19 protein-coding genes are annotated in these 21,333 nt (G+C 56.1%); 1 reads left to right on the forward strand and 18 read right to left on the reverse strand.

Annotated elements, in window-relative coordinates; translation table 11 throughout:
• Positions 1-195: 195 nt before the first annotated feature.
• The 18 genes from BG910_RS08565 to BG910_RS08645 form a co-directional block, all read right to left on the reverse strand.
• Positions 196-1,578 (reverse strand): NarK family nitrate/nitrite MFS transporter, encoded by a 1,383-nt coding sequence (locus tag BG910_RS08565; protein WP_089036476.1) that lies wholly within the window; start codon positions 1,576-1,578, stop codon positions 196-198.
• A gap of 303 nt (positions 1,579-1,881) precedes the next feature.
• The gene (locus BG910_RS08570; RefSeq protein WP_089036477.1) at positions 1,882-3,105 is read right to left on the reverse strand and encodes an MFS transporter; all 1,224 of its coding nucleotides are present in this window, start codon (positions 3,103-3,105) and stop codon (positions 1,882-1,884) included.
• Between the two features lie 269 nt (positions 3,106-3,374).
• Positions 3,375-4,058: a respiratory nitrate reductase subunit gamma gene (narI, locus tag BG910_RS08575; RefSeq protein ID WP_198344778.1), complete on the reverse strand. Its 684-nt coding sequence runs from the start codon at positions 4,056-4,058 to the stop codon at positions 3,375-3,377.
• Between the two features lie 2 nt (positions 4,059-4,060).
• Positions 4,061-4,726, reverse strand: a complete 666-nt coding sequence (gene narJ, locus BG910_RS08580; RefSeq protein ID WP_089036479.1) for a nitrate reductase molybdenum cofactor assembly chaperone — start codon at positions 4,724-4,726, stop codon at positions 4,061-4,063.
• Positions 4,726-6,285: a nitrate reductase subunit beta gene (gene narH, locus BG910_RS08585; protein ID WP_089036480.1), complete on the reverse strand. Its 1,560-nt coding sequence runs from the start codon at positions 6,283-6,285 to the stop codon at positions 4,726-4,728. The genes narJ and narH overlap by 1 nt, the downstream gene beginning before the upstream one ends.
• Positions 6,286-6,425: 140 nt before the next feature.
• Positions 6,426-10,097, reverse strand: a complete 3,672-nt coding sequence (locus BG910_RS08590; protein ID WP_089036481.1) for a nitrate reductase subunit alpha — start codon at positions 10,095-10,097, stop codon at positions 6,426-6,428.
• Positions 10,098-10,291: 194 nt separating this feature from the next.
• Positions 10,292-10,465, reverse strand: coding sequence for a hypothetical protein (locus BG910_RS12375; protein WP_157694061.1), 174 nt, complete (start codon positions 10,463-10,465; stop codon positions 10,292-10,294).
• A 341-nt stretch (positions 10,466-10,806) separates the two neighbouring features.
• A complete protein-coding gene (locus BG910_RS08595; RefSeq protein ID WP_089036482.1) occupies positions 10,807-11,607 on the reverse strand; it encodes a Cof-type HAD-IIB family hydrolase in 801 nt (266 codons plus the stop codon).
• Positions 11,608-11,654: 47 nt separating this feature from the next.
• Positions 11,655-11,870 carry a (Na+)-NQR maturation NqrM gene (gene nqrM / locus BG910_RS08600; RefSeq protein ID WP_089036483.1) on the reverse strand — a complete coding sequence of 72 codons (216 nt, stop codon included), beginning with the start codon at positions 11,868-11,870 and terminating at the stop codon, positions 11,655-11,657.
• Between the two features lie 11 nt (positions 11,871-11,881).
• Complete coding sequence (locus tag BG910_RS08605; protein WP_089037208.1) at positions 11,882-12,928, reverse strand: FAD:protein FMN transferase; 1,047 nt, start codon at positions 12,926-12,928, stop codon at positions 11,882-11,884.
• A 197-nt stretch (positions 12,929-13,125) separates the two neighbouring features.
• A complete protein-coding gene (gene nqrF, locus BG910_RS08610; RefSeq protein WP_089036484.1) occupies positions 13,126-14,349 on the reverse strand; it encodes an NADH:ubiquinone reductase (Na(+)-transporting) subunit F in 1,224 nt (407 codons plus the stop codon).
• Between the two features lie 10 nt (positions 14,350-14,359).
• A complete protein-coding gene (gene nqrE / locus BG910_RS08615) occupies positions 14,360-14,953 on the reverse strand; it encodes an NADH:ubiquinone reductase (Na(+)-transporting) subunit E (RefSeq protein WP_089036485.1) in 594 nt (197 codons plus the stop codon).
• 3 nt (positions 14,954-14,956) lie between these two features.
• Complete coding sequence (locus tag BG910_RS08620) at positions 14,957-15,583, reverse strand: NADH:ubiquinone reductase (Na(+)-transporting) subunit D (RefSeq protein ID WP_089036486.1); 627 nt, start codon at positions 15,581-15,583, stop codon at positions 14,957-14,959.
• Positions 15,583-16,353 carry a Na(+)-translocating NADH-quinone reductase subunit C gene (locus BG910_RS08625; RefSeq protein ID WP_089036487.1) on the reverse strand — a complete coding sequence of 257 codons (771 nt, stop codon included), beginning with the start codon at positions 16,351-16,353 and terminating at the stop codon, positions 15,583-15,585. Before BG910_RS08625 ends, BG910_RS08620 begins: the two co-directional genes overlap by 1 nt.
• Positions 16,346-17,578, reverse strand: a complete 1,233-nt coding sequence (locus BG910_RS08630) for an NADH:ubiquinone reductase (Na(+)-transporting) subunit B (RefSeq protein ID WP_089036488.1) — start codon at positions 17,576-17,578, stop codon at positions 16,346-16,348. Before BG910_RS08630 ends, BG910_RS08625 begins: the two co-directional genes overlap by 8 nt.
• Positions 17,579-17,580: 2 nt before the next feature.
• The gene (locus BG910_RS08635) at positions 17,581-18,924 is read right to left on the reverse strand and encodes a Na(+)-translocating NADH-quinone reductase subunit A (RefSeq protein WP_089036489.1); all 1,344 of its coding nucleotides are present in this window, start codon (positions 18,922-18,924) and stop codon (positions 17,581-17,583) included.
• 314 nt (positions 18,925-19,238) lie between these two features.
• Positions 19,239-19,700, reverse strand: a complete 462-nt coding sequence (dtd, locus tag BG910_RS08640; RefSeq protein ID WP_089036490.1) for a D-aminoacyl-tRNA deacylase — start codon at positions 19,698-19,700, stop codon at positions 19,239-19,241.
• A 227-nt stretch (positions 19,701-19,927) separates the two neighbouring features.
• A complete protein-coding gene (locus tag BG910_RS08645) occupies positions 19,928-20,260 on the reverse strand; it encodes a porin (protein WP_232462184.1) in 333 nt (110 codons plus the stop codon).
• 143 nt (positions 20,261-20,403) lie between these two features.
• On the opposite strand from BG910_RS08645, the gene BG910_RS08650 reads away from it, so the two are divergent.
• On the forward strand, positions 20,404-21,207 hold the full coding sequence (locus BG910_RS08650) for a carbon-nitrogen hydrolase family protein (protein ID WP_089036491.1): 804 nt from the start codon (positions 20,404-20,406) through the stop codon (positions 21,205-21,207).
• Positions 21,208-21,333 lie beyond the last annotated feature (126 nt).

Genomic DNA, 21,333 nt, shown 5'->3' on the forward strand with positions numbered 1-21,333 from the left:
CACCTGCTCCCTCTCCCATAGGGAGGGGGACGGGTTTGCGGAACTTCAAATATTTCTGTCTGTTATCCGGCTGTTTTTTCAGACGGCCCTTCAAACATTTTACCCGCTCAATCCGAGCGGGTAAAAGTCATTGCGGGAAAAGCTGTTTTCAGACGGCCCCGGCGGCGGGAAAGACCGTCTGAAAACATGGCCGCATCAGCATTTCGCTTCCGCGCCTTTGCGGTCGTAATACCACCAGTTGAGCAGCAGGCAGATGACGTAGAACGCGATGAAGCCGTATAAAGCCGCGTTGACGCTGCCGGTCAGGGCGATGGATGTGCCGTAGCTTTTGGGAATGAAAAAGCCGCCGTAGGCTGCGAATGCGCCGGTAAAGCCGGCCACGGCCGCGCCTTCTTTGCCGGCTTCGGCGAGCGCCTGTTCACGGCTTTTTTTGCCCTGTTCGGCAAGGTGTTGGTGGTAGTTGAGGAAGATGATGGGAATCTGCATAAAGGTCGAGCCGTTGCCGATGCCGGTCAGCGCGAAAAGGGCGATGAAGCAGGTAAAAAAGCCCCAAAAACTGCCGCCTTGTCCGCCATAGGGCAGAAAGGCCAATACGCCGAATACGCCGGCAATCATGCCGACGAATACCCATGTGGTGATTTTCGCGCCGCTGTGGATTTTATCCGCCAGCCAACCGCCGAACGGGCGGGCAATGGCGCCGACGAAGGGGCCTAAGAATGCGTATTTAACGGGGTCGATACCGGGAAACTGGTTTTTAATCAAGAGCGGGAAACCGGCGGCAAAACCAAGAAAAGAGCCGAATGTGCCCAAATAGATGATGCACATAATCCAGTTGTGTTTGCGCTTGAAAATCACGGCCTGCTCTTTGAAGCTGGCTTTTGCGCCGGCCAGGTCGTTCATGCCGAACCAGGCGGCGAGGGTGGAAACGATGATGAAGGGTACCCAGACGAAACCGGCGTTTTGCAGCCAGATTTGTTTGGTCACGTCGCCTTTCGTCCATGTTTGCGCGTCGCCGCCGAGCGCGCCGAAGAGGGCGGAGGTAATCACGAGCGGTACGAGAAACTGCGCCAGCGAGACGCCCAAATTACCCAAACCGGCGTTCAAGCCCATCGCCGTGCCTTTTTCGGCTTTGGGGAAGAAGAAGCTGATGTTGGCCATGCTGGAGGAGAAGTTGCCGCCGCCGAAGCCGCAGAGCAGGGCGAGCAGCAGCATGGTGCCGTAACTTGTGTCGGGGTTTTGTACGGCCAAACCCAAGCCGACGGCGGGCATCAGCAGACTGGCGGTGGAAATAACCGTCCAGCGGCGTCCGCCGAACACGGGCACCATGAACGAGTAAAACACGCGCAGTGTCGCGCCGGATAAGGCGGGCACGGCGGCGAGCCAGAAGAGTTGGTTTTCGTCGAATTTGAAACCGATGGCGGGCAGGTTGATCACTGCCACGCTCCACACCTGCCAGATGGCAAAGGCGAGCATCAGCGCGGGAATGGAAATCCACAGGTTGCGGTTGGCGGTTTTCTTGCCGCCGTTTTGCCAGAAGGTTTTGTCTTCCGGCTGCCAGTGTTGGATGAGTCGGGACATGGGAACTCCTTTGGGTTTTGGGTGAGGCCGTCTGAAAAAGTGGTTTTGGAACTTCGGATGTTTGTCGGTTACCGGACGGATTTTCAGACGGCCTGCCGGTTGTTTACTGCAGACGGCCTGCCTTCCGCAATCTGCCCCCCTCCCACGGGGGAGGGGACAGGTTTGCGGAACTTCAAATGTTTCTGTTTGCCAGCCGAACCGTTTTTTCAGAGTCGTAGGACGGGTGTAAACCCACCATTCCAGAATGCCCCGAACATGGTGGGTTTACACCCACCCTACGATGGTCTGCCGTTTTCAGACGGCCTATTCGTGTTTCCTGTCTTTCATCGAAAAGTGCATCCAAATCAGCGAGATGCAGACGGTTCCATAGAGCAGCATAAACGCGGTGGAACGTACGCCGGTGAAGTCGAGCAGGGCGCCGAACATGATCGGCAGCAAAAAGCCGCCCATGCCGCCGGCGAGGCCGACCGCGCCGGAGACGGCGCCGATGTTGTCGGGGTAGTCGTTGGCGACGAATTTAAACACGGAGGCTTTGCCCACGGCCATAGCGATGCCGGCGGTAAACATCAGGATGGTGAAGACGACGACGTTCAGGCCGATATGCAGGCTTATCGGGCCTTTGCCGGTGTGGATGACCATTTCGGTCTGCGGGTAGGAGAGGATGAAGAAACATACCCACAAAATCCACATCACGCCCCAAGTGACTTTATAGGCGCCGAATTTGTCGGAAAGATAGCCGCCGAATGCGCGCAAAACGCCGCCGGGCAGGGAGAAACACGCGGCCAGCAGGGCGGCGGTTTGCAGAGAAAGGTCGTATTCGCCGACGTAGTAATTGGTCATCCACAAGGCAAGCGCGACGTAGCCGCCGAAGACGACGGAGTAATACTGGCTGTAACGCAGTACGCCCGGATCTTTCAGCAGGCGGAGCTGTTCGCCGAGGCTGACTTTGGAGGAAACGAGGTGTTTGGGATCATGATAGCTGGTAAACCAGAAAAGCAATGCGGTACCGAGCATGATTGCGGCGTAAACGGTCGGAACGAGGTGCCATGTGCCGTAGGCGATCAGCGGCGGCGCAAGGAATTTATTGACGGCCGAACCGGCGTTACCTGCGCCGAATACACCCATCGCCATACCCTGCTGTTCTTTCGGAAACCAGCGGGCGACGTAGGGCGTGCCGACGGAAAACGAACCGCCGGCCAGGCCCATCATCAGGCCGATGGCAAGGAAGTGCCAGTATTGGGTAGAGTAGCCCATCAGGAAAATGGCGGGTACGCTCAGCAGCATAAGGCTGAACAATACGATGCGTCCGCCGAATTTGTCGGTCCAGATGCCCAGCGGAATGCGGATCAGCGAGCCGGACAATACAGGCAGGGCGGTGAGGATGCTGAACTCGGTTTCGTTCAGCCCCAGCTCTTTTTTAACGGGGATGCCGACCACGGCCAGCATCATCCAAACCATGAAACAGACGGTAAAAGCGAGGGTGCTGGAGGTTAGTACGGAGTAGCGTTTATAGACTTCGGAAGCCATGATGTCCTGTCTTTCTTGTTGGTTTTGGGAATCGGGTTTCAGACGGCCTGCGGACGGGAGGCCGTCTGAAAATGTTTTTTGTTGCAGATTGTTTGTTGTCGATGATTTTTGACGCCGTCTGAAAATGCTTGGGTCAAACTTCAGGCGTTTTGCCGCAGGGTGGGTGTCAACCCATCGTTTTAAGAATGTTTCGAACATGGTGGGTTGACACCCACCCTACGGCGGTTTCGGTTGCTGAGTGCCGTCTGAATTTCAGACGGCCTCAATCCTCAACGTCTTCTTACCAACTGCCACGCGCGGGTAACGTAGGAGACGCTGGCAAAGCCGCTCCAGACGTGCACCATACGGGTAAACGGGAAGATGAAGAAGAAGGTCATGCCCATGAAGATGTGCAGTTTGAACAGAAAATTCACGTCTTCGAGGTAAGAGGCCGCGCCGCCGCGGAAGGTCACGATGTGTTGCGCCCACTGCATCAGTTTGACCATCTCTTCGCCGTCGAGGTGTCCCATGCTGACGAAGATGGTGCACAAGCCCAAGCACAGGGTGGCGGTGAGCCAGATTAATACCAGTTTGTCCTGCCAAGAGCTGTTGGCGTTGATGCGGTCGATTTTGAAACGGCGCTGGATCAGCAGAATCAGGCCGACGAGGGCGGCGCTGCCGAAGATGCCGCCCATCACCATCGCAAACACCTGTTTCGTACCGTGGCTCACGCCGATAAAGTCCCAAAACCACAGCGGCGTCAGCAGGCCGAACAGGTGGCCGAAAAATACCGCCAAAATGCCGACGTGCATCAGAATGCTGCCCAAACGCAATTGGCCGTGGAAAAGCAGTTGGCTCGAATCGCTTTTCCACGAATACTGTTCGCGCTCGAAGCGCACGAGGCTGCCGAGGAAGAAGACGGCGAGGCAGATGTAGGGGTAAATGCCGAAGAAGAATTGGTTGAAGGTGTTCATGTTCATACTCCTTTTGAGGCCGTCTGAAAAGCGGCTTTAGGGTAAAACTGTACGGTTTCGGTACTCGGTTTCAACAGCGGTTCGACGCCCGAAATGTCGGGGCCGAACACTTCCATCGCTTCGTCCATATCGCGTACGGGCGGTTCGACCAGCGGTTTGGGCTCGACGGGCGTGAGCGAAACGGCGGCGTGCAGCAGCGCGGCGTAAGGCGATTGCGCGGCATCCAGCTTGCGGGCGATGTGCGCGATGACGTGGACGGCATCGGCCAGAAGTTTCTGCGCGTCTTCTTCGGGGATAAACGACAGAAACTCCAACACTGCAGGCAGGTAGTCCGGCAGCTCTTCATTGCCCAATTCGTAGCCGTGGCGGCGGTATTCTTCGAGCAGATCGACCATTGCGCTGCCGCGGTCGCGCTCTTCGCCGTAAACGTGTTCAAACAGATACAGAGCCTGATGGCGGTTGCGGTCGAAGTTCAACACATAATATTCCTGCAGTTCGCGCAGGCTTTTGCTGCCGAGATAATCGAGGAAGGCTTGCAGCCCAGCGCGTTTTCCCTGAAGTTCCGGCCATTCGTTTAATGCCGTCTGAAATTCGGGCAGCGCGTCCAGAAGTTCCTGCTCGGGATAGCAGAGCAGGGCGGAGAGCCACTTGTAAACCAGCGGGTTCATCAGCGCACTCCTTTTTCGCGGTTGTTTTCTGCGTCTTTTCTCAGACCGTGGAACACAATCGGTGCGGCTTTGCGTTTGCCGAAGAGGTTTTCGCTGCTGTCGCCGCCCGAGCAGCCGTTGCCGAAGGTAAAGCCGCAAGAGCCTTTTTCGTTGAAGGTTTCTTCGACCATTTCTTTGTGGCTGTTCGGAATCACGAAGCGGTCTTCGTAGTTGGCAATCGCCATGATTTGATACATGTCTTCGACCATTTCGGGCGTGAGGCCGGTACCTTCGAGGGTTTGTTCCAGCGTTTCGCCGTGTACGGTTTGACCGCGTTTGAAGCGGCGCATGGCAATCATGCGCTCGAGCGCGTCTTTAATCGGCTTGATTTTGCCGGCGGTCAGTAAGTTGGCCAGATAACGCAGCGGAATGCGCATTTCGTCCACGCTCGGAATAATGCCGTTTTCGCCGACCAAGCCGTTTTCAATGGCGGATTGAATCGGCGAGAGCGGCGGAATGTACCAAACCATCGGCAGCGTGCGGTATTCGGGGTGCAGCGGGAACGCGACTTTCCATTCCATCGCCATTTTGTAAACGGGCGATTTTTTCGCCGCATCGAGCCAGCTTTGGCTGATGCCCTGTTCCAAGGTTTTGCGCTCGATTTCGGGGTCGTTCGGATTTAAAAACAGCCCCAGTTGCGATTCGTACAGATCCTGCGGATTTTCCACCGAAGCGGCCTGTTCGATTTTGTCGGCGTCGTAAAGCAGAACGCCCAAGTAGCGGATACGGCCGACGCAGGTTTCGGAGCAAACGGTCGGCTGGCCGCTTTCGATACGCGGGTAGCAGAAGGTGCATTTTTCCGCTTTGCCGCTGGTCCAGTTGTAGTAGATTTTTTTGTAAGGGCAGCCGGAAACGCACATGCGCCAGCCGCGGCATTTGTCTTGGTCGATTAACACGATGCCGTCGTCTTCGCGTTTGTAGATGCTGCCTGACGGGCAGGACGCCACACAGGTCGGATTCAGGCAGTGTTCGCACAGGCGCGGCAGATACATCATGAAAGTCTGCTCGAATGCGGCGTGCATGTCTTTCTGAATGCCTTCAAACAAAACGTCTTTGGCGCGTTTTTCAAATTCGCCGCCCAAGTCGTCTTCCCAGTTCGGCCCCCATTCGACTTTGTCCATTTTTTTGCCGGTCAAAACGGAAACCGGACGCGCGGTCGGCGGCGTTTTCATTTTCGGCGCGTTTTGCAGATGCTCGTAGTCGTAGGTAAACGGCTCGTAGTAGTCGTCGATTTGCGGCATGTTCGGGTTGGCGAAAATATTGGCGAGGATTTTCAGCTTGCCGCCCTGTTTCGGTACCAGCTTGCCGTCGGGTTTGCGCACCCAGCCGCCGTTCCATTTTTCCTGGTCTTCCCAGTTTTTCGGAAAGCCTATACCGGGCTTGGTTTCCACGTTGTTGAACCATGCGTATTCCACGCCGTCGCGCGAAGTCCAGACGTTTTTGCAGGTCACGGAGCAGGTGTGGCAGCCGATGCATTTGTCCAAATTCAAAACCATGCCGATTTGTGCTCGGATTTTCATAGTGGTGTTCCTTGTGTCTTTTTTTCAGACGGCCTTTGTAGGCATCAGGCCGTCTGAAAGATTTTTATCGGTTTTGTGCAGCATTTCATCAATTGGTTTTCAGACGGCCTTTTTTAAGGCAGCAGGCCGTCTGAAAAGTTTCAGGCCGGATCGTCCATCCAATCCACTTTGTTCATTTTGCGGACAATCACCCATTCGTCACGGTTGGAGCCGACGGTGCCGTAGTAGTTGAAACCGTAGGCCTGTTGCGCGTAGCCGCCGATCATGTGGGTCGGCTTCAATACCGTGCGCGTAACCGAGTTGTGGATGCCGCCGCGTTTTTTCGACACTTCACCGGCAGGCGTGTGCACGATTTTTTCCTGCGCGTGGTACATCAGAATCATGGTCTCAGGAATGCGCTGGCTCACAACGACGCGGCAGGCGATGGTGCCGTTGGCGTTGAACACTTCCACCCAGTCGTTATCGACCAAGTCGGCTTTTTTCGCATCAATCTCGGATACCCAAACGTGCGGGCCGCCGCGCGAAAGCGTGAGCATGCGGATGTTTTCTGAATAGGTGGAGTGGATGCCCCATTTTTGGTGCGGCGTGAGGAAATTGAGCGTGATTTCCGGATTGCCGTTCGGATATTTGCCCAAGAGTTTCTGCGTGGTTTTGAAATCGACCGGCGGTTTGTACACGCACAAATGTTCGCCGAACGCACGCATCCAATGGTGGTCTTGGTAAAACTGCTGGCGGCCGGTAATCGTGCGCCACGGAATCAGTTCGTGCACGTTGGTGTAGCCGGCGTTGTAGCAGACTTCTTCGCTTTCCACGCCCGACCAAATCGGCGAAGACACAATCTTGCGCGGTTGCGCCACGATGTCGCGGAAGCGGATTTGCGTGTGTTCGCTGGCGGCGATCAGATGCGTGTGGTCGCGGCCGGTGGCTTTGCCCAAGGCCTGCCATGCCTTCATCGCCACGTGGCCGTTGGTTTCCGGCGCAAGCGTCAGAATCATCTCGGCCGCATCGATGGCGGTTTCCAGTTTCGGCTGGCCTTTGCCCGCGCCTTCGTTACGCACGCCGTTGAGTTTGCGCAGGAATTCGACTTCGTGGCCGGTCTGCCATGCCAAACCTTTGCCGTTGTTGTTGACTTTTTCCAGCAGAGGGCCGATGGAAGTGAATTTTTCGTAAATCGCGCCGTAATCGCGTTCGACCACAGTCATGTTCGGCATGGTTTTGCCCGGAACCGGATCGCATTCGCCGTGTTTCCAGTCTTTCGGATCAAACGGCTGCCCCATTTCCTGCGGGCTGTCGTGCATGAGCGGGGTCAGCACGATGTCTTTGCGCATGCCCAGATAATCTTTGGCGATTTCGCTGAATTTTTTCGCCAGGCCTTTGTAGATTTCCCAGTCGGATTTGCTTTGCCACAAGGGTTGCACCGCTTCGGTCAGCGGGTGGATGAACGGGTGCATGTCGGACGTGTTCAAGTCGTCTTTTTCGTACCAGGTCGCGGTCGGGAAAATCACGTCGGCGTAGAGGCAGGTCGTGTTCATGCGGAAGTCGAGCAGGGTCAGCAGGTCGAGTTTGCCTTCCGCCGCCGGGCGCACGGTGATTTCAGACGGCGTGATGCAGTCTTCTTCCTCGCTCAACACCGCGTTTTGCGTACCGAGCAGGTATTTCAGGAAATATTCGTGGCCTTTGCCGGACGAACCGAGAATGTTGGAACGCCATACGAACAGGTTGCGCGGGAAGTTCTTCGGGTTGTCGGGGTCGTTGCACGCCATGTCGAGCGAGCCGTCTTTCAGGCCGTTGACCACGAAATCGGCCGGATTCATGCCTGCGGCTTCGGCCGCATCCGCTACATCCAGCGGGTTTTGCGTCAGTTGCGGCGCGGAAGGCAGCCAGCCCATGCGTTCGGCTTTGGCGTTGTAGTCGATCATCGACATGTTCGGCATGGTGTCGCCGAAGCCCGGGGCAAGGATTTCGTCCACGCCCAGTTTTTCGTGCCGCCATTGGCTGGTGTGGGCATAGAAGAATGAAGTACCGTTCATCTGGCGGGCAGGGCGGTGCCAGTCGAGCGCGAAAGTCAAAGGTGTCCAGCCCGATTGCGGACGCAGTTTTTCCTGACCGACATAGTGGCACCAGCCGCCGCCGGATTTGCCGATGGAGCCGCACATCATCAGCATGTTGATGATGCCGCGGTAGGCCATGTCCATGTGGTACCAGTGGTTCAGACCCGCGCCGAGAATCACCATCGAGCGGCCTTCGGTGTCGTGGGCATTTTGCGCGAACTCGCGCGCCACCTGAATCACCAGCTTCGGATCGACGCCGGTATGTTTCTGCTGCCAGGCAGGGGTGTAGGGTTTGTCTTCGGAATAATCTTTGGCGGCATTCGGGTCGTCCAAGCCGTGATCGACGCCGTAGTTGGCAATCATCAGGTCGAACACGGTCGCCACCAACGCGGTGCTGCCGTCGGCCAGCTGGACGCGTTTGGCCGGCACTTTGCGGTAAATCAGCTCATCGTTGTCGCTGCCGAAATAAGTGAAACCGACATTCACTACCTCATCGGCACGTTCTTTCAGGCTCAGAGCCGCTTTCACGTCTTGGCCTTGCGCACGGGTTTCCAGATTCCATTTCTGGCTGCCGTCCCAGCGGAAGCCGACGGAGCCGTTCGGTACCATGAGGCCGTCTGAAATTTCGTCCCAGGCCAATACTTTCCAATCGGGGTTTTGTTCTTCGCCGAAATTGCCGTCGAGAGCAGACGCACGCAGGAAATATTCCGGCTGGAAGCCTTGGCCGTCTTCTTTCAGGCGCACCAGCATCGGCATGTCGGTCAGGCGGCGGACATAGTCTTGGAAATATTCAGACGGCTTGTCGAGATGGAATTCTTTCAAAATCACATGACCCATCGCCATCGCCAAGGCCGCGTCAGTGCCTTGTTTCGGCGCAAGCCAGATGTCGCCGAATTTCGCCATTTCGCCGAAGTCGGAAGATACGGCCACGGTTTTCGTGCCTTTGTAGCGGACTTCGGTGTAGAAGTGGGCATCGGGCGTGCGCGTCATCGGCACGTTGGAACCCCATACCATCAGGTAATTCGAGTTGTACCAGTCGGCAGACTCGGCCACGTCGGTCTGTTCCCCCCATACCTGAGGGCTGGCAGGCGGCAGGTCGCAATACCAGTCGTAGAACGAAAGCGGCACGCCGCCGATCAAGCCCAAATAGCGCGCGCCGGCGGCATAGCTGACCATCGACATCGCCGGAATCGGCGAGAAACCGATCACGCGGTCGGGGCCGTAGTTTTTAATCGTGTAAGCATTGGCCGCCGCCACCATTTCATAGGCTTCGTTCCAATTCGAACGCACAAAACCGCCCAAACCGCGCTGCGTTTTATACGCTTTGGCACGGTCGGGGTTTTCCACAATCGATGCCCATGCTTCAATCGGCGACATTTTCTGACGTGCCTCGCGCCACATTTCCGCCAACACGCCGCGCATCATCGGATATTTCACACGCTGTGCCGAATAAACATACCAGCTATACGACGCGCCTCGCGGACAACCCCGCGGCTCGTGGTTCGGCAGGTCGGGGCGCGTACGCGGATAGTCGGTCTGCTGGGTTTCCCAAGTAATCAAACCGTTTTTCACATAAATCTTCCACGAACACGAACCCGTACAGTTCACTCCGTGGGTCGAACGCGCCACACGGTCATGTTGCCAGCGCCCGCGGTAGGCCTGTTCCCATTTGCGGTCTTCCTCGGTCACAACCCCGTGCCCGTTGGCAAACGGTTCATGTTGCTGTTTGAAAAATTTCAAGCGGTCTAAAAAATGGCTCATGGTGTTCCTCACTTTGGCATCGGCTGCCTGATGGTTTTTATACGCTTTGAAATATAACTCTTTGTTTGCGAAGAAAACACGCGCTTAAAGCATTTGTAGCGGGGCGTAGTGCGGCGGTATCGGCGGCATACTTTCGGCGGTACCCGCGGCGGTTTTGCAGACAGACAGAAAATGCCGCATGATTCGGGCGTTTTTCAGAAAATGCAGAACGCAAATGAAGTTTCTCCCGAAAGCCTTGCCAAATCAGCAATACAGGCCGTCTGAAAACTTTTCAGACGGCCTGTGTAGTCGGGTAAAGCCGGGTAGGATTGGATACCTACTTTAGTAGGTATCGGCGTGGTGGACGGCATCGGATCCGGATGCCGCATTCGGTAGGTAATGTTTTTGAAGGGCGGGTTTTTCAGACGGCATTTAAAGGGTAAGGCCGTCTGAACATTCAGCGCCGTAGGGTGGGCTTGCCAGCCTACCGTTTGGCCGCAGGTCAAAATCCAAATGGGCGAAGTGCTGTAAAAGGTTTTTCTTGTCTGTCAGACAAGCGGTGGGTTTACATCCGCCCTACGGCTGAAAATCGGCGCAGGACAGGTCGGCGAACCATTGGGTGTATCGGGGTTGGAGCGTGTGGGGGGATAGGAAATGCCGTCTGATGCTTCGGCTACGCTCAGCAACCGGTTTCAGACGGCATTTTTGTTTGCGTAAAAGTTTTGCTTTTTCAGACGGCCTCAATCACGCCCAATTCAATCAAGCCGCGGTACACGCCGTCTTCATCGACGCTGGGGCAGATGTGTTTGGCAACGGCTTTGGCGGCGTCTGCTCCGTTGCCCATGGCCACCCCGAAGCCGACGGCTTGGAGCATTTCGAGATCGTTGAGGCCGTCGCCGAAGGCCATGACGTCTTTCATGGCTATGTCGAGTTTGGCCACGGCATCGGCGATGCCGCGTGCTTTCGAGCCTTCCTGATTGAGCATATCGACGGCAATTTCATGCCAGCGCACGGTTTTCAGTCCGGCTTCGGCGATTTTGCCGGCGAGTTCGGCTTCGCGTGCGTCAGGGTAGAAAACCAGCATTTGGTAAACGGGGCGGTTTTTGTAGTAGTGTTTGTCTTCGGGGTGTTCGGGCAGGATGTTGCGCATGGATTCCTCCGCCCATTCGGTGCGCGCGGAGACAGCGATGGTTTCGCTGCCGACAAAGGCGTAGGCGATATTTTTGCTGTCGAAATAGGCGCACATGGTTTCGACTTTTGCGGTGTCCATCGGGTAGGTTTGCAGCGGTTTGCCGTGGTATTCGATGTATTGGCCGTTGATGGTCACAAGCAGGTCTATGCCTTCTTCGGCAGCCATTTCGCGCACTTTTTTCGGGATGCCGGCGGGAGGCCGGCCGGTGGCGATGGCAGTAAGGATGCCGCGCGCTTTGAGGGCGCGCACGGCTTGGGCGACACTGGGGCGCAGGGTGTCGGTATATTTGCGGTAAAGGGTGTCGTCGATGTCGAAAAATACGATTTTGGGGTTTTTCATGGGTTGGCTCTTTTTGGGAGGGAAGATTTTTCAGACGGCCTTTGGGTTTAGTGGTCGACCACGATGCCTTTGCTTTTTTTCTCTTCGTCGAGTTTTTTCTGCAAGGTGTCGCAGGGTTTGTCGCAGTCGCAGACTTTTTTCATGCCCAGCGCGGAGATGCCGCCGCAGCTTCCTTTGATGGCGCGTTTTTTGAAGATGTAGCCGACGGCCATGCCGAGGATGACGAGGAGGAAGACGGAAAAGGTCAGGAGGATGGTTTTCATGGTGTGTGTTCCTAATGGGTCAGTTTTTTGAATGCGGCCGATTGGGCGGTGCGGTAGCCGTCGCCGTCGCGGATAATCAGGAAAACGGCGAGGTTTTGGCGTTCGGCAAGTTGCAGGGCTTTGTCTTCGCCTAAGACGAAAAGGGCGGTGGAGAGGCCGTCTGCGGTAGCGGCGGTGTCGGCGATGACGCTGATGGAGGCGAGTTTGTGGCCGATGGGACGGCGCGTTGCGGGGTCGATGATGTGGGAGAGGCGGTTGCCGTTTTTATCGGTGTGGAAGTTGCGGTAGTCGCCCGAGGTCGCCAGCGCCTTGCCGTCGAGGGGAACGATAATCTGCGTGCCGCTGCCCTGCACGAGGTTGGGCTGCTCGATGCCGATGCGCCACGCCTGACCGGCGGCGTTGCGGCCTTTGCCGCGCAGTTCGCCGCCGATTTCGACCAAATAATTCCGAACGCCTGCCTGCTCGAGGTGTTGCGCGAGTTTGTCCACGCCGAAGCCTTTGGCGATGGAGGAAAGATCAAGGTAGGTTTCGGAGTGGGTTTTGGCGAGGGTGGCTTTGTTACCCGATTGTTTTAAAATGATTTTATCCGTACCAACGGCTTGAGCGGCGGCTTGGATCTGTTCGGCGGTCGGTTCGCGGGTCACTTCTTTGTTCGGCCCGAAGCCCCACAAATTAACCAGCGGGCCGACGGTAACATCAAGCGCGCCGCCGGTGAGTTTGTTCAGGCGCAGCGCTTCGGCGGTAACGAACGCGAAATCGGCGGAAACGGGCAGCGCGCGTTTGGTATCGCGCATTTTGTTGAAGCGGCTGATTTCGGATGCGGGAGCGTAGGTGGACATCTGGCGGTTGACTTCTTGGAGCAGACCGTCGAGTTGGGACTTCATGTCGGCGGGCGCGGGCAGCTTGCTTTGGCCGTCTGAAAGGTATTTGACGGTATAGGTCGTCCCCATCGTTTCGCCTTGCAGGGTCACGGTTTCGGGCGCGGGCTTGCCGCAGGCGGCGAGAAACAATGCGGCGGCAAACAGGAGGACGGCGGACAACGGAAACGGAATGCGCATGGCGGAACAGGGGCGGTTTTTCAGACGGCCTTTATTGTAGCGGAAAAGCGGGGCTGGGGTGGCGGGCTTTGCGTTTTTTGAGGATTTGGGGTTTTCAGACGGCATTCAAGCGGATGTTTATTATTTTTACAAAAGTTTCAGGCCGTCTGAAAAATAAAAAAGGAAGAAACTTCTGTTTCTTCCTTTTTGTTGGAGGCTTATCCGCCGAAGTCGTCGAGCAGGATGTTTTCGTCTTCGACGCCCAAGTCTTTGAGCATTTTGATGACGGCTTGGTTCATGACCGGCGGGCCGCACATGTAAAACTCGCAGTCTTCGGGGGCTTCGTGGTTTTTCAGGTAGTTTTCGTATAAAACATTGTGAATGAAGCCGGTGTAGCCGTCCCAGTTGTCTTCGGGCAGCGGGTCGGAGAGGGCGACGTGCCATTCGAAGTTGTCGTTTTCGGCGGCGAGGCCGTCGAAATCTTCGACGTAGAACATTTCGCGTTTGGAACGTGCACCGTACCAGAAGGAGATTTTACGTTTGGATTTCAAACGCTTGAGCTGGTCGAAAATGTGGGAGCGCATCGGCGCCATGCCGGCGCCGCCGCCGATAAAGACCATTTCGGCGTCGGTGTCTTTGGCGAAGAATTCGCCGAAGGGACCGGAGATGGTGACTTTGTCGCCGGGTTTGAGCGACCAGATGTAGGACGACATTTGTCCCGGCGGGGCATCGGGCTCGCGCGGCGGCGGGGTGGCGATGCGCACGTTGAGCATGATGATGCCTTTTTCTTCGGGATAGGAGGCCATGGAGTAGGCGCGGACGATGGGTTCGTCAACTTTGGAGACGTAGCGCCAAAGGTTGTGTTTGTCCCAGTCTTCGTGATATTCCTTGGGGATGTCGAAGTCTTTGTAGGCGACGGTGTGGGGTTTGGCTTCGATTTGGATGTAGCCGCCGGCGCGGAAGGGGACTTCTTCGCCTTCGGGAATGGCGAGCTTGAGCTCTTTAATAAATGTGGCTTTGTTGTCGTTGGAAATGACGGTGCATTCCCATTTTTTGACGCCGAAGACTTCTTCGGGCAGCTCGATGTCCATGTCGGTTTTGACGTTGACCTGGCAGGAGAGGCGGCAGCCTTCTTTGGCTTCGCGTTTGCTGATGTGGGAAAGCTCGGTGGGCAGGATGTCGCCGCCGCCGCTTTTGACAACGACGCGGCATTGTCCGCAGGAGCCGCCGCCGCCGCAGGCGGAGGAGACGAAGATGCCTTGCGAAGCCAATGCACCGAGGAGTTTGCCGCCTGCGGGCATGGTGATGGCTTTGTTGGGATCGTCGTTGATTTTAATGGTGATGTCGCCTTCGTTGACGAGCTTGGATTTGGCAAACAGGATCATGAGCGCCAAAACCAAGACGATAACGGTAAACATCACAATACCTAAGATAATTTCCATTGTGTGTTCCTTATAACTGGATGCCGGAGAACGACATGAACGCCAGCGCCATCAGGCCGCCTGAAATAAAGGTAATGCCCAAGCCTTTGAGGCCTTTGGGGGCGTCGGAATATTTCATTTTTTCGGTGATGCCTGCCAGCGCGACGATTGCCAGCATCCAGCCCAAGCCTGCGCCGAAACCGTAAACGACGGATTCGCCGAAGTTGTATTCGCGCTGCGCCATAAAGGAGACGGCGCCGAAAATCGCGCAGTTTACGGTAATCAGCGGCAGGAAGATGCCCAGCGCGTTGTAGAGGGCGGGGAAGAATTTGTCGAGAAACATTTCCAAAATCTGTACCAGCGCGGCAATCACGCCGATGAAGACGATGAATTTCAGAAAGGTCAAATCGACGCCTTCAACCAATGCGCTGTCTTTGAGCAGCGAGTAAACGAGCTGGTTGGCGGGGACGGACAGACCCAATACGAAGGTCACGGCAATGCCCAAGCCCATGGCTGTGGAGACTTTTTTGGAGACAGCCAAAAAGGTACACATCCCCAGGAAAAAGGAGAGTGCCATGTTTTCGATGAAAACGGATTTTACAAACAGGCTTAAGTAGTGTTCCATTTTTTATTTCTCCGCTTGCTCAGGTTTCCAGGTGCGCAGCGCCCACACTAAAAAGCCGATGATGAAGAATGCGCTGGGGGCGAGCAGGAAGAGGCCGTTGGCCTGATACCAGCCGCCGTCCTGCACGGTTTGCAGGATGGTGTGGCCGAACAGTTTGCCCGAGCCCAACAGCTCGCGGATGGTGGCGACGATAATCAGCATCATGCCGTAGCCAGCTCCGTTGCCGATGCCGTCCACCAGACTTTCCAGCGGCGGCTCTTTCATGGCAAACGCTTCGGCGCGGCCCATCACGATACAGTTGGTAATAATCAGGCCGACGAATACGGAGAGCTGTTTGGAAAGCTCGTAGGCGTAAGCCTGCAACACTTGGTCAACCAGCGTCACCAGCGAGGCGATGATGGCCATCTGAACGATAATGCGGATGCTGTTGGGAATGTAGTTGCGCACCAGCGAGATGAAGAAGCTGGAAAATCCCGTTACCAGACTGACCGAGATGCCCATGACGACGGCGGTTTCCAGCTTGGTGGTGACCGCCAGCGCCGAGCAGATGCCCAATACCTGCAAGGCAATCGGATTATTTTCGATAAACGGGGAAAGCATTAAATGTTTCAAGTGTTTGGTATCAGCCATTATTTTGCTCCTTCTGCTTTGAGTTTCGCCAGATACGGGCCGAAACCGTTTGCGCCGAACCAGTATTGGAACGAGCCGTGTACGCCTTTGGTGGTGAGCGATGCGCCGGAAAGGCCGTCAACGCCGTGTTCTTTATCCGCGCCGGCGCCTTTGCCGACGTGGATGGCGACTTTGCCCTGTTCGTCAAACAGCTTTTTGCCGACGAATTTTTTCTGCCACAGCGGGTTGGCGATTTCGCCGCCCAAACCTGCGGTTTCGCCCTGTTGGTAGTAGGTCAGGCCGTTGATGGTGTTGCCGTCGGGCCGGATGGCGACAAACGCATAAATTACCGACCACAAGCCCGTGCCGTGCATCGGAAGAATGACTTGGCCGATTTTACCCGCTTCGTCTTTTACCAGATAAACATCGGAATATTTGGCGCGCACTTTCAGCGTGGCGAAGTCGTCTTCGGGTTTGATCTGAACGCTTTGTGCCGGATCTTTAACCGCTTGGCGCGCGTCGAATCCCGGGGCGTCCACATAATTGCCGGTTGCTAAATCGACCACGCGCGGCTCGATACGCTCGGCGTAGGTTTTTTTGACATCGGTGTTTTCTTTCAAAAGGCCGGCCACGCTCAAAATGTTGCGCTGTTTGTCGAGCAGTTTCTGCTCGTCCTGCGTGGATTTGAGGCCGACGGCGGCGCCTGCGACGATGACCGAGCAGACGAGGCTGACCGCCGTTACCACGGCCAGCGTGCCGCCGAAGTTGTCTTTGTTGAATTTCTTAGCCATTGCTGCGCGCCTTTCTGCGTTTGATGTTCGCTTGTGCGACGAAGTAGTCGAAAATCGGTGCAAACAGGTTGGCAAACAGGATTGCCAACATCATGCCTTCGGGGTAGGCGGGGTTGACGACGCGGATCAATACGCACATCACGCCGATCAATGCGCCGTACCACCATTTGCCGGTGTTGGTAAACGAAGCGGAAACAGGGTCGGTCGCCATAAACAGCATACCGATGGCGAAGCCGCCGAGTACCAAATGCCAATACCACGGCATGGCAAACATCGGGTTGGTTTCCGAGCCGATACTGTTAAACAGCAGCGAAGTGGCGACCATACCGATCATCACGCCGGCAATGATGCGCCAAGACGCGATGCGGGCAAACACGATAATTGCGCCGCCGATCAGCAGGGCGAGGGTGGAAACTTCGCCGATAGAGCCCGGAATATTGCCGATAAACGCATCCATCCAAGTAATCGGCTGGCCGGTGACGGCATTTTTCAAGCCCGACAAACCTTCGGCAGACCACTGACCCAGCGCTGTCGCGCCGGAAAAGCCGTCAACCGCCGTCCAAACAGTGTCGCCGGTCAGGTTGGCCGGATAGGCGAAAAACAGAAACGCACGGCCGGCCAGCGCGGGGTTCATAAAGTTTTTGCCCGTGCCGCCGAACACTTCTTTCGCTACGACCACGCCGAAAGTAATCCCCAGTGCAGCCTGCCACAGCGGCAGGGAGGGGGGCACGATTAAGGCGAACAGAATCGACGTAACGAAGAAACCCTCGTTGATTTCGTGTTTGCGCACGGTGGCGAACAAAACTTCCCAAAAACCGCCGACCACAAACACCGTCGCGTAAATCGGCAGGAAGAAAATTGCGCCGAACAGCATTTTGCTGATGCAGCCAGCGTCGGCCGACATATTGATGCCCAGCGCGTCGGCCAGCGCATAATGCCAGTCGCCCGCGATGTTCTGCTGGAGCAGGTCGGGAGTTAGCGCGGCAAAAGCCTGCGCGCCGACGTTGTACATCCCGAAAAACATCGCGGGAAACAGCGCCAGCCAAACCAAAATCATCATGCGCTTGGAATCGAGCGCATCGCGGACGTGCGACGCTTTGCGCGTTACCGTACCGGGCGTGTAGAAAATCGTTGCCGCCGCTTCATAGAGCGCGTACCACTTTTCATGTTTGCCGCCGGGCAGAAAGTGGGGTTCGATTTTTTCCAAAAAATGTTTCAAGCCCATTATCAGCCCTCCTTCTCAATCGTATCCAAGACCTTGCGCAACAGCGGGGCGTATTCGTATTTGCCCGGGCAGACGAAGCTGCACAGCGCCAGATCTTCTTCGTCCAATTCCAAGCAGCCCAAAGCCTGCGCGCTGTCGGAATCGCCGACAATCAAATCGCGCAGCAGCAGCGTCGGCAGAATATCGAGCGGCATCACGCGCTCGTAGGTGCCGATGGGTACCATCGCGCGGTCGCCGCCGTTGGTGGCGGTGTTGAAATTGAAGAGTTTGCTTTTCAGAAAGTGGCCGAGGGTGGTGCGGGTAATCGAATATTTGCCCGGCTGCGGCGTTACCCAGCCGAAAAATTCTTTCGCACGGCCTTCTTCGATGACCGAAACCTGATTGTGGAAACGGCCCAAATAATCATGGGCATCTTTGGCGATGCTGCCGTTTAATACCGAACCCGAAATCACGCGGTTGTCCGCTTCGACCAGTTCGCCCGCGCAGATTTGCGAAACCTTCGCGCCCAAAACCGTGCGCACAAGGCGCGGTTTGCTGACTTGCGAACCGCCCAGCGCAATGATGCGCTCAGTATTCAGACGGCCTGTGGTAAAGAGTTGGCCGATGGCAACCACATCCTGATAACCGATCGTCCAAACCGTTTTATTCAGGCCGACCGGCTCGATAAAGTGGATATGCGTACCGCTCAAACCCGCAGGGTGCGGGCCGGAAAATTCCTGTACAACGACATTGCCCGCATTTTCAGACGGCACATTCGCGCCGGCCGCTTTGCAGACATGGATTTTGTTGTCGGTCAGACGGCTCAACACGCGCAGGCCGTTGCTGAAATCGGCCGTGTGTTCCGCAATAATTACGGCAGGGTCGGCCGCCAGCGGATTGGTGTCCATTGCGTTGACGAAAATAGCCGCCGGATTTGCATCGACTGCCGGCGTTTTGCTGAACGGGCGCGTGCGCAGCGCTGTCCACAAGCCCGACTGAATCAGGTTTTCGCGAACCTGCTCGTTGGTCAGATTTGCCAACGCCTCGGGCGTGTATTGCGCAAACGTAATTTCCTCGTCACCGCCGACGCTGATCACGACAGACTGCAACATGCGCTTCTCGCCGCGGTTGATCGCGCTGACAGTACCCGAGGCCGGCGCAGTAAACACCACACCCGGATTTTTCTTGTCCTCAAACAATACTTGGCCTTTTTTGACGGCATCGCCTTCCTTGACTTTCATCGAGGGGCGCATACCGACGTAATCTTCGCCAAGCAACGCGACTTCGGTAATGGCCGGGCCGTCGTAAACGGCTTGTTCCGGTCGGCCTGCAATCGGCAGGTCTAAGCCTTTTTTGATTTTAATCATAGAGATGCGTTACTTCTTAAAGGAGGTTGGAAACTGGTAAACGGCGGGCGGACAGGCCGCGCCTGCGTTCCGGCGGAAATTTTGCGCAAGCTGCCGCAAAACGGCGGGAATTTTTTCAGGAAAACTTCATGGTTTTCAAACGCTTGGAATAAAATTTAGTACGCAGCCGAAACGAAGCCTGCCGATTTTAACAGGAATAAACCGGTTTTGTCAGATTATCCCGCTTCTTTACAGAGGCGCGCAGACACGGAAAAGGCCGTCTGAAAAACTGTACAGGGCTTTTCAGACGGCCTTCGGGGATTTGGCCGGTTTTGTCAGAAATTTTTCTGCGAATCCAAAAGCAGCGTTACCGGCCCGTCGTTGCAGAGCGAAACCTGCATATGGGTTTGGAAGCGCCCCGTCGCCACCACCAGGCCGTGTCCGCGCAGCAATTCGGCGGTTTTTTGATAAAGCGCGTCAGCCTCTTGCGCAGGCGCTGCTTCGGAAAACGACGGCCGCCGCCCGTTGCGCGCATCGCCGTAAAGCGTGAACTGCGAAACCAGCAAAACCGCGCCGCCCACGTCTTTCAGCGACAAATTGAGTTTGCCCGCTCCGTCTTCAAAAATGCGCAGATTGGCGGTTTTATCCGCAATATAGCGCGCATCGGCTTCCGTGTCGCCGCGGGTGACACCCAGAAAAACCACGAATCCGCTGCTGATTTCACCGCAGGTTTCGGCCGTACTGTCTCCCAAAACATCGACTTTGGCATGGGTCACTTTCTGAATCACGGCTCGCATGGTGTTCCTTTATTCTTAAATATAGAGAGACGGTAGGCCGTCTGAAAAAATGATTTGTAAGGTTTCAGGCAGCCTGAGATATTTGAGGTCGATACAGCCAAAAACTGTAACGGAATCTGTGTAGGTCGGATGCTTGTATCCGACCTATACGGTGCTTCATTTTTAAATATATATATATATATATATATATATGAACATGAGCCGTCTGAATTTCAGACGGCCTGAAACTACTGCCCGATTCCGATATAGTTTTCGCCGCCGCGCGTTTGGTGGTTTGGATTTTCCCAACGGATATTGCGCGGTTCGTGATTGAAACCGTCGCGCTTGCTGAGTGGCGCGTCTTGCTCAACCTGCCACAAAACTTTATTGTCGCCGCCGATGGGGTGCGAACCGCGCAGGCCGACGTAGCTGCCGAAGTCGGAAACCTGAGCGCCCGAAACGGTTTTGCCGCCGTAAGTCGTACGCGTGGTTTCGATGCCGCTTTTGAGGTTGCCGTAGAATTTCACTTCCGCCGCGGCCAACGCAGGCAACAGCAGGATGGGGAGGAATAATTTTTTCATGATGCGCTCGGATTTGCTTGGACAGGCGGAAAGTATAGCCGTGTTTGGTGTAAATGAATCATAATCCGAAACGGCATTGATCATTTCAGACGGCCTTGCCCCCAATCCCAGAGGCCGTCTGAAAAAAAACGAAAGGACAAACCATGAAAAACCTGCGCGCCGCAGCCGTTCAGATGATTTCCACAACCGATCCCGAAACCAATATCCGAACCATGCGCCGGCTGGTGCGCGGGGCGGCGGAGCAGGGGGCGGAGTGGGTGTTGCTGCCCGAATACTGGCCGCTGATGGGTCGGAAGGACACCGACAAAATCTCGTTTGCCGAGCCTTTGGGCGACGGTATTTTTCAGACGGCCTTGAGCGAGGCGGCAGCGGAATGCGGCGTGGTTTTGTTCGGCGGAACCGTGCCACTGCAAAGCGCCGCGTCCGGTAAAGTGATGAACACGATGCCGGTGTTTGACCGCAGCGGCGCGCGCACCGGGCTTTACCATAAGATGCATCTGTTCGGCTTTTCGGGTTTGGGCGAGCGCTATGCCGAGGCCGATACCATCAGCGCGGGCGTGGATGTTCCCGATTTGGCGGCGGACGGCGTCAGGGTGGCGGCGGGCGTGTGTTACGACCTGCGCTTTCCCGAGTTTTTCCGCGCCCAGCAGCCGTTTGACGTGATGCTGCTGCCGGCGGCGTTTACCTACACGACGGGCAAGGCGCATTGGGAACTGCTGCTGCGCGCGCGGGCGGTGGAAAACCAATGCTACCTGATTGCCGCCGCGCAGGGCGGGCTGCACGAAAGCGGACGGCGCACGTTCGGCCACAGCATGATTATCGACCCGTGGGGCGAGGTTTTGGCGGTGTTGCCCGAGGGCGAGGGCGTGGTGGTGGCGGATTTGGACGCATCACGGCTGCAAAGCGTGCGCACGCGGCTGCCGGCGCTGGCGCACCGGATTTTGTGAACGACAGGCCGTCTGAAAATTTTCAGACGGCCTGTGTTTCAATCCGGCTGTCATCCGGGCATGAACAAAATTTCTACCGGAATTTCAGACATAGCCTCGGGCAGCCGTATCAGGCGGCTGTTTATC

It is taken from the genome of Neisseria chenwenguii, from assembly GCF_002216145.1.
GTDB classification, from domain to species: Bacteria; Pseudomonadota; Gammaproteobacteria; order Burkholderiales; family Neisseriaceae; genus Neisseria; species Neisseria chenwenguii.

Excerpts from the sequence above, each read along its gene's own strand:
- BG910_RS08635 (WP_089036489.1), bottom strand. The coding sequence starts at position 18,924 with ATGATTAAAATCAAAAAAGGCTTAGACCTGCCGATTGCAGGCCGACCG.
- BG910_RS08595 (WP_089036482.1), bottom strand. The coding sequence starts at position 11,607 with ATGAAAAACCCCAAAATCGTATTTTTCGACATCGACGACACCCTTTAC.
- BG910_RS08620 (WP_089036486.1), bottom strand. The coding sequence starts at position 15,583 with ATGGCTGATACCAAACACTTGAAACATTTAATGCTTTCCCCGTTTATC.
- nqrM (WP_089036483.1), bottom strand. The coding sequence starts at position 11,870 with ATGAAAACCATCCTCCTGACCTTTTCCGTCTTCCTCCTCGTCATCCTC.
- BG910_RS08605 (WP_089037208.1), bottom strand. The coding sequence starts at position 12,928 with ATGCGCATTCCGTTTCCGTTGTCCGCCGTCCTCCTGTTTGCCGCCGCA.
- BG910_RS08630 (WP_089036488.1), bottom strand. The coding sequence starts at position 17,578 with ATGGGCTTGAAACATTTTTTGGAAAAAATCGAACCCCACTTTCTGCCC.
- BG910_RS08625 (WP_089036487.1), bottom strand. The coding sequence starts at position 16,353 with ATGGCTAAGAAATTCAACAAAGACAACTTCGGCGGCACGCTGGCCGTG.
- BG910_RS08570 (WP_089036477.1), bottom strand. The coding sequence starts at position 3,105 with ATGGCTTCCGAAGTCTATAAACGCTACTCCGTACTAACCTCCAGCACC.
- nqrE (WP_089036485.1), bottom strand. The coding sequence starts at position 14,953 with ATGGAACACTACTTAAGCCTGTTTGTAAAATCCGTTTTCATCGAAAAC.
- BG910_RS08650 (WP_089036491.1), top strand. The coding sequence starts at position 20,404 with ATGAAAAACCTGCGCGCCGCAGCCGTTCAGATGATTTCCACAACCGAT.
- BG910_RS08590 (WP_089036481.1), bottom strand. The coding sequence starts at position 10,097 with ATGAGCCATTTTTTAGACCGCTTGAAATTTTTCAAACAGCAACATGAA.
- BG910_RS08565 (WP_089036476.1), bottom strand. The coding sequence starts at position 1,578 with ATGTCCCGACTCATCCAACACTGGCAGCCGGAAGACAAAACCTTCTGG.
- dtd (WP_089036490.1), bottom strand. The coding sequence starts at position 19,700 with ATGCGAGCCGTGATTCAGAAAGTGACCCATGCCAAAGTCGATGTTTTG.
- BG910_RS12375 (WP_157694061.1), bottom strand. The coding sequence starts at position 10,465 with ATGCGGCATCCGGATCCGATGCCGTCCACCACGCCGATACCTACTAAA.
- nqrF (WP_089036484.1), bottom strand. The coding sequence starts at position 14,349 with ATGGAAATTATCTTAGGTATTGTGATGTTTACCGTTATCGTCTTGGTT.
- BG910_RS08645 (WP_232462184.1), bottom strand. The coding sequence starts at position 20,260 with ATGAAAAAATTATTCCTCCCCATCCTGCTGTTGCCTGCGTTGGCCGCG.
- narH (WP_089036480.1), bottom strand. The coding sequence starts at position 6,285 with ATGAAAATCCGAGCACAAATCGGCATGGTTTTGAATTTGGACAAATGC.
- narI (WP_198344778.1), bottom strand. The coding sequence starts at position 4,058 with ATGAACACCTTCAACCAATTCTTCTTCGGCATTTACCCCTACATCTGC.
- narJ (WP_089036479.1), bottom strand. The coding sequence starts at position 4,726 with ATGAACCCGCTGGTTTACAAGTGGCTCTCCGCCCTGCTCTGCTATCCC.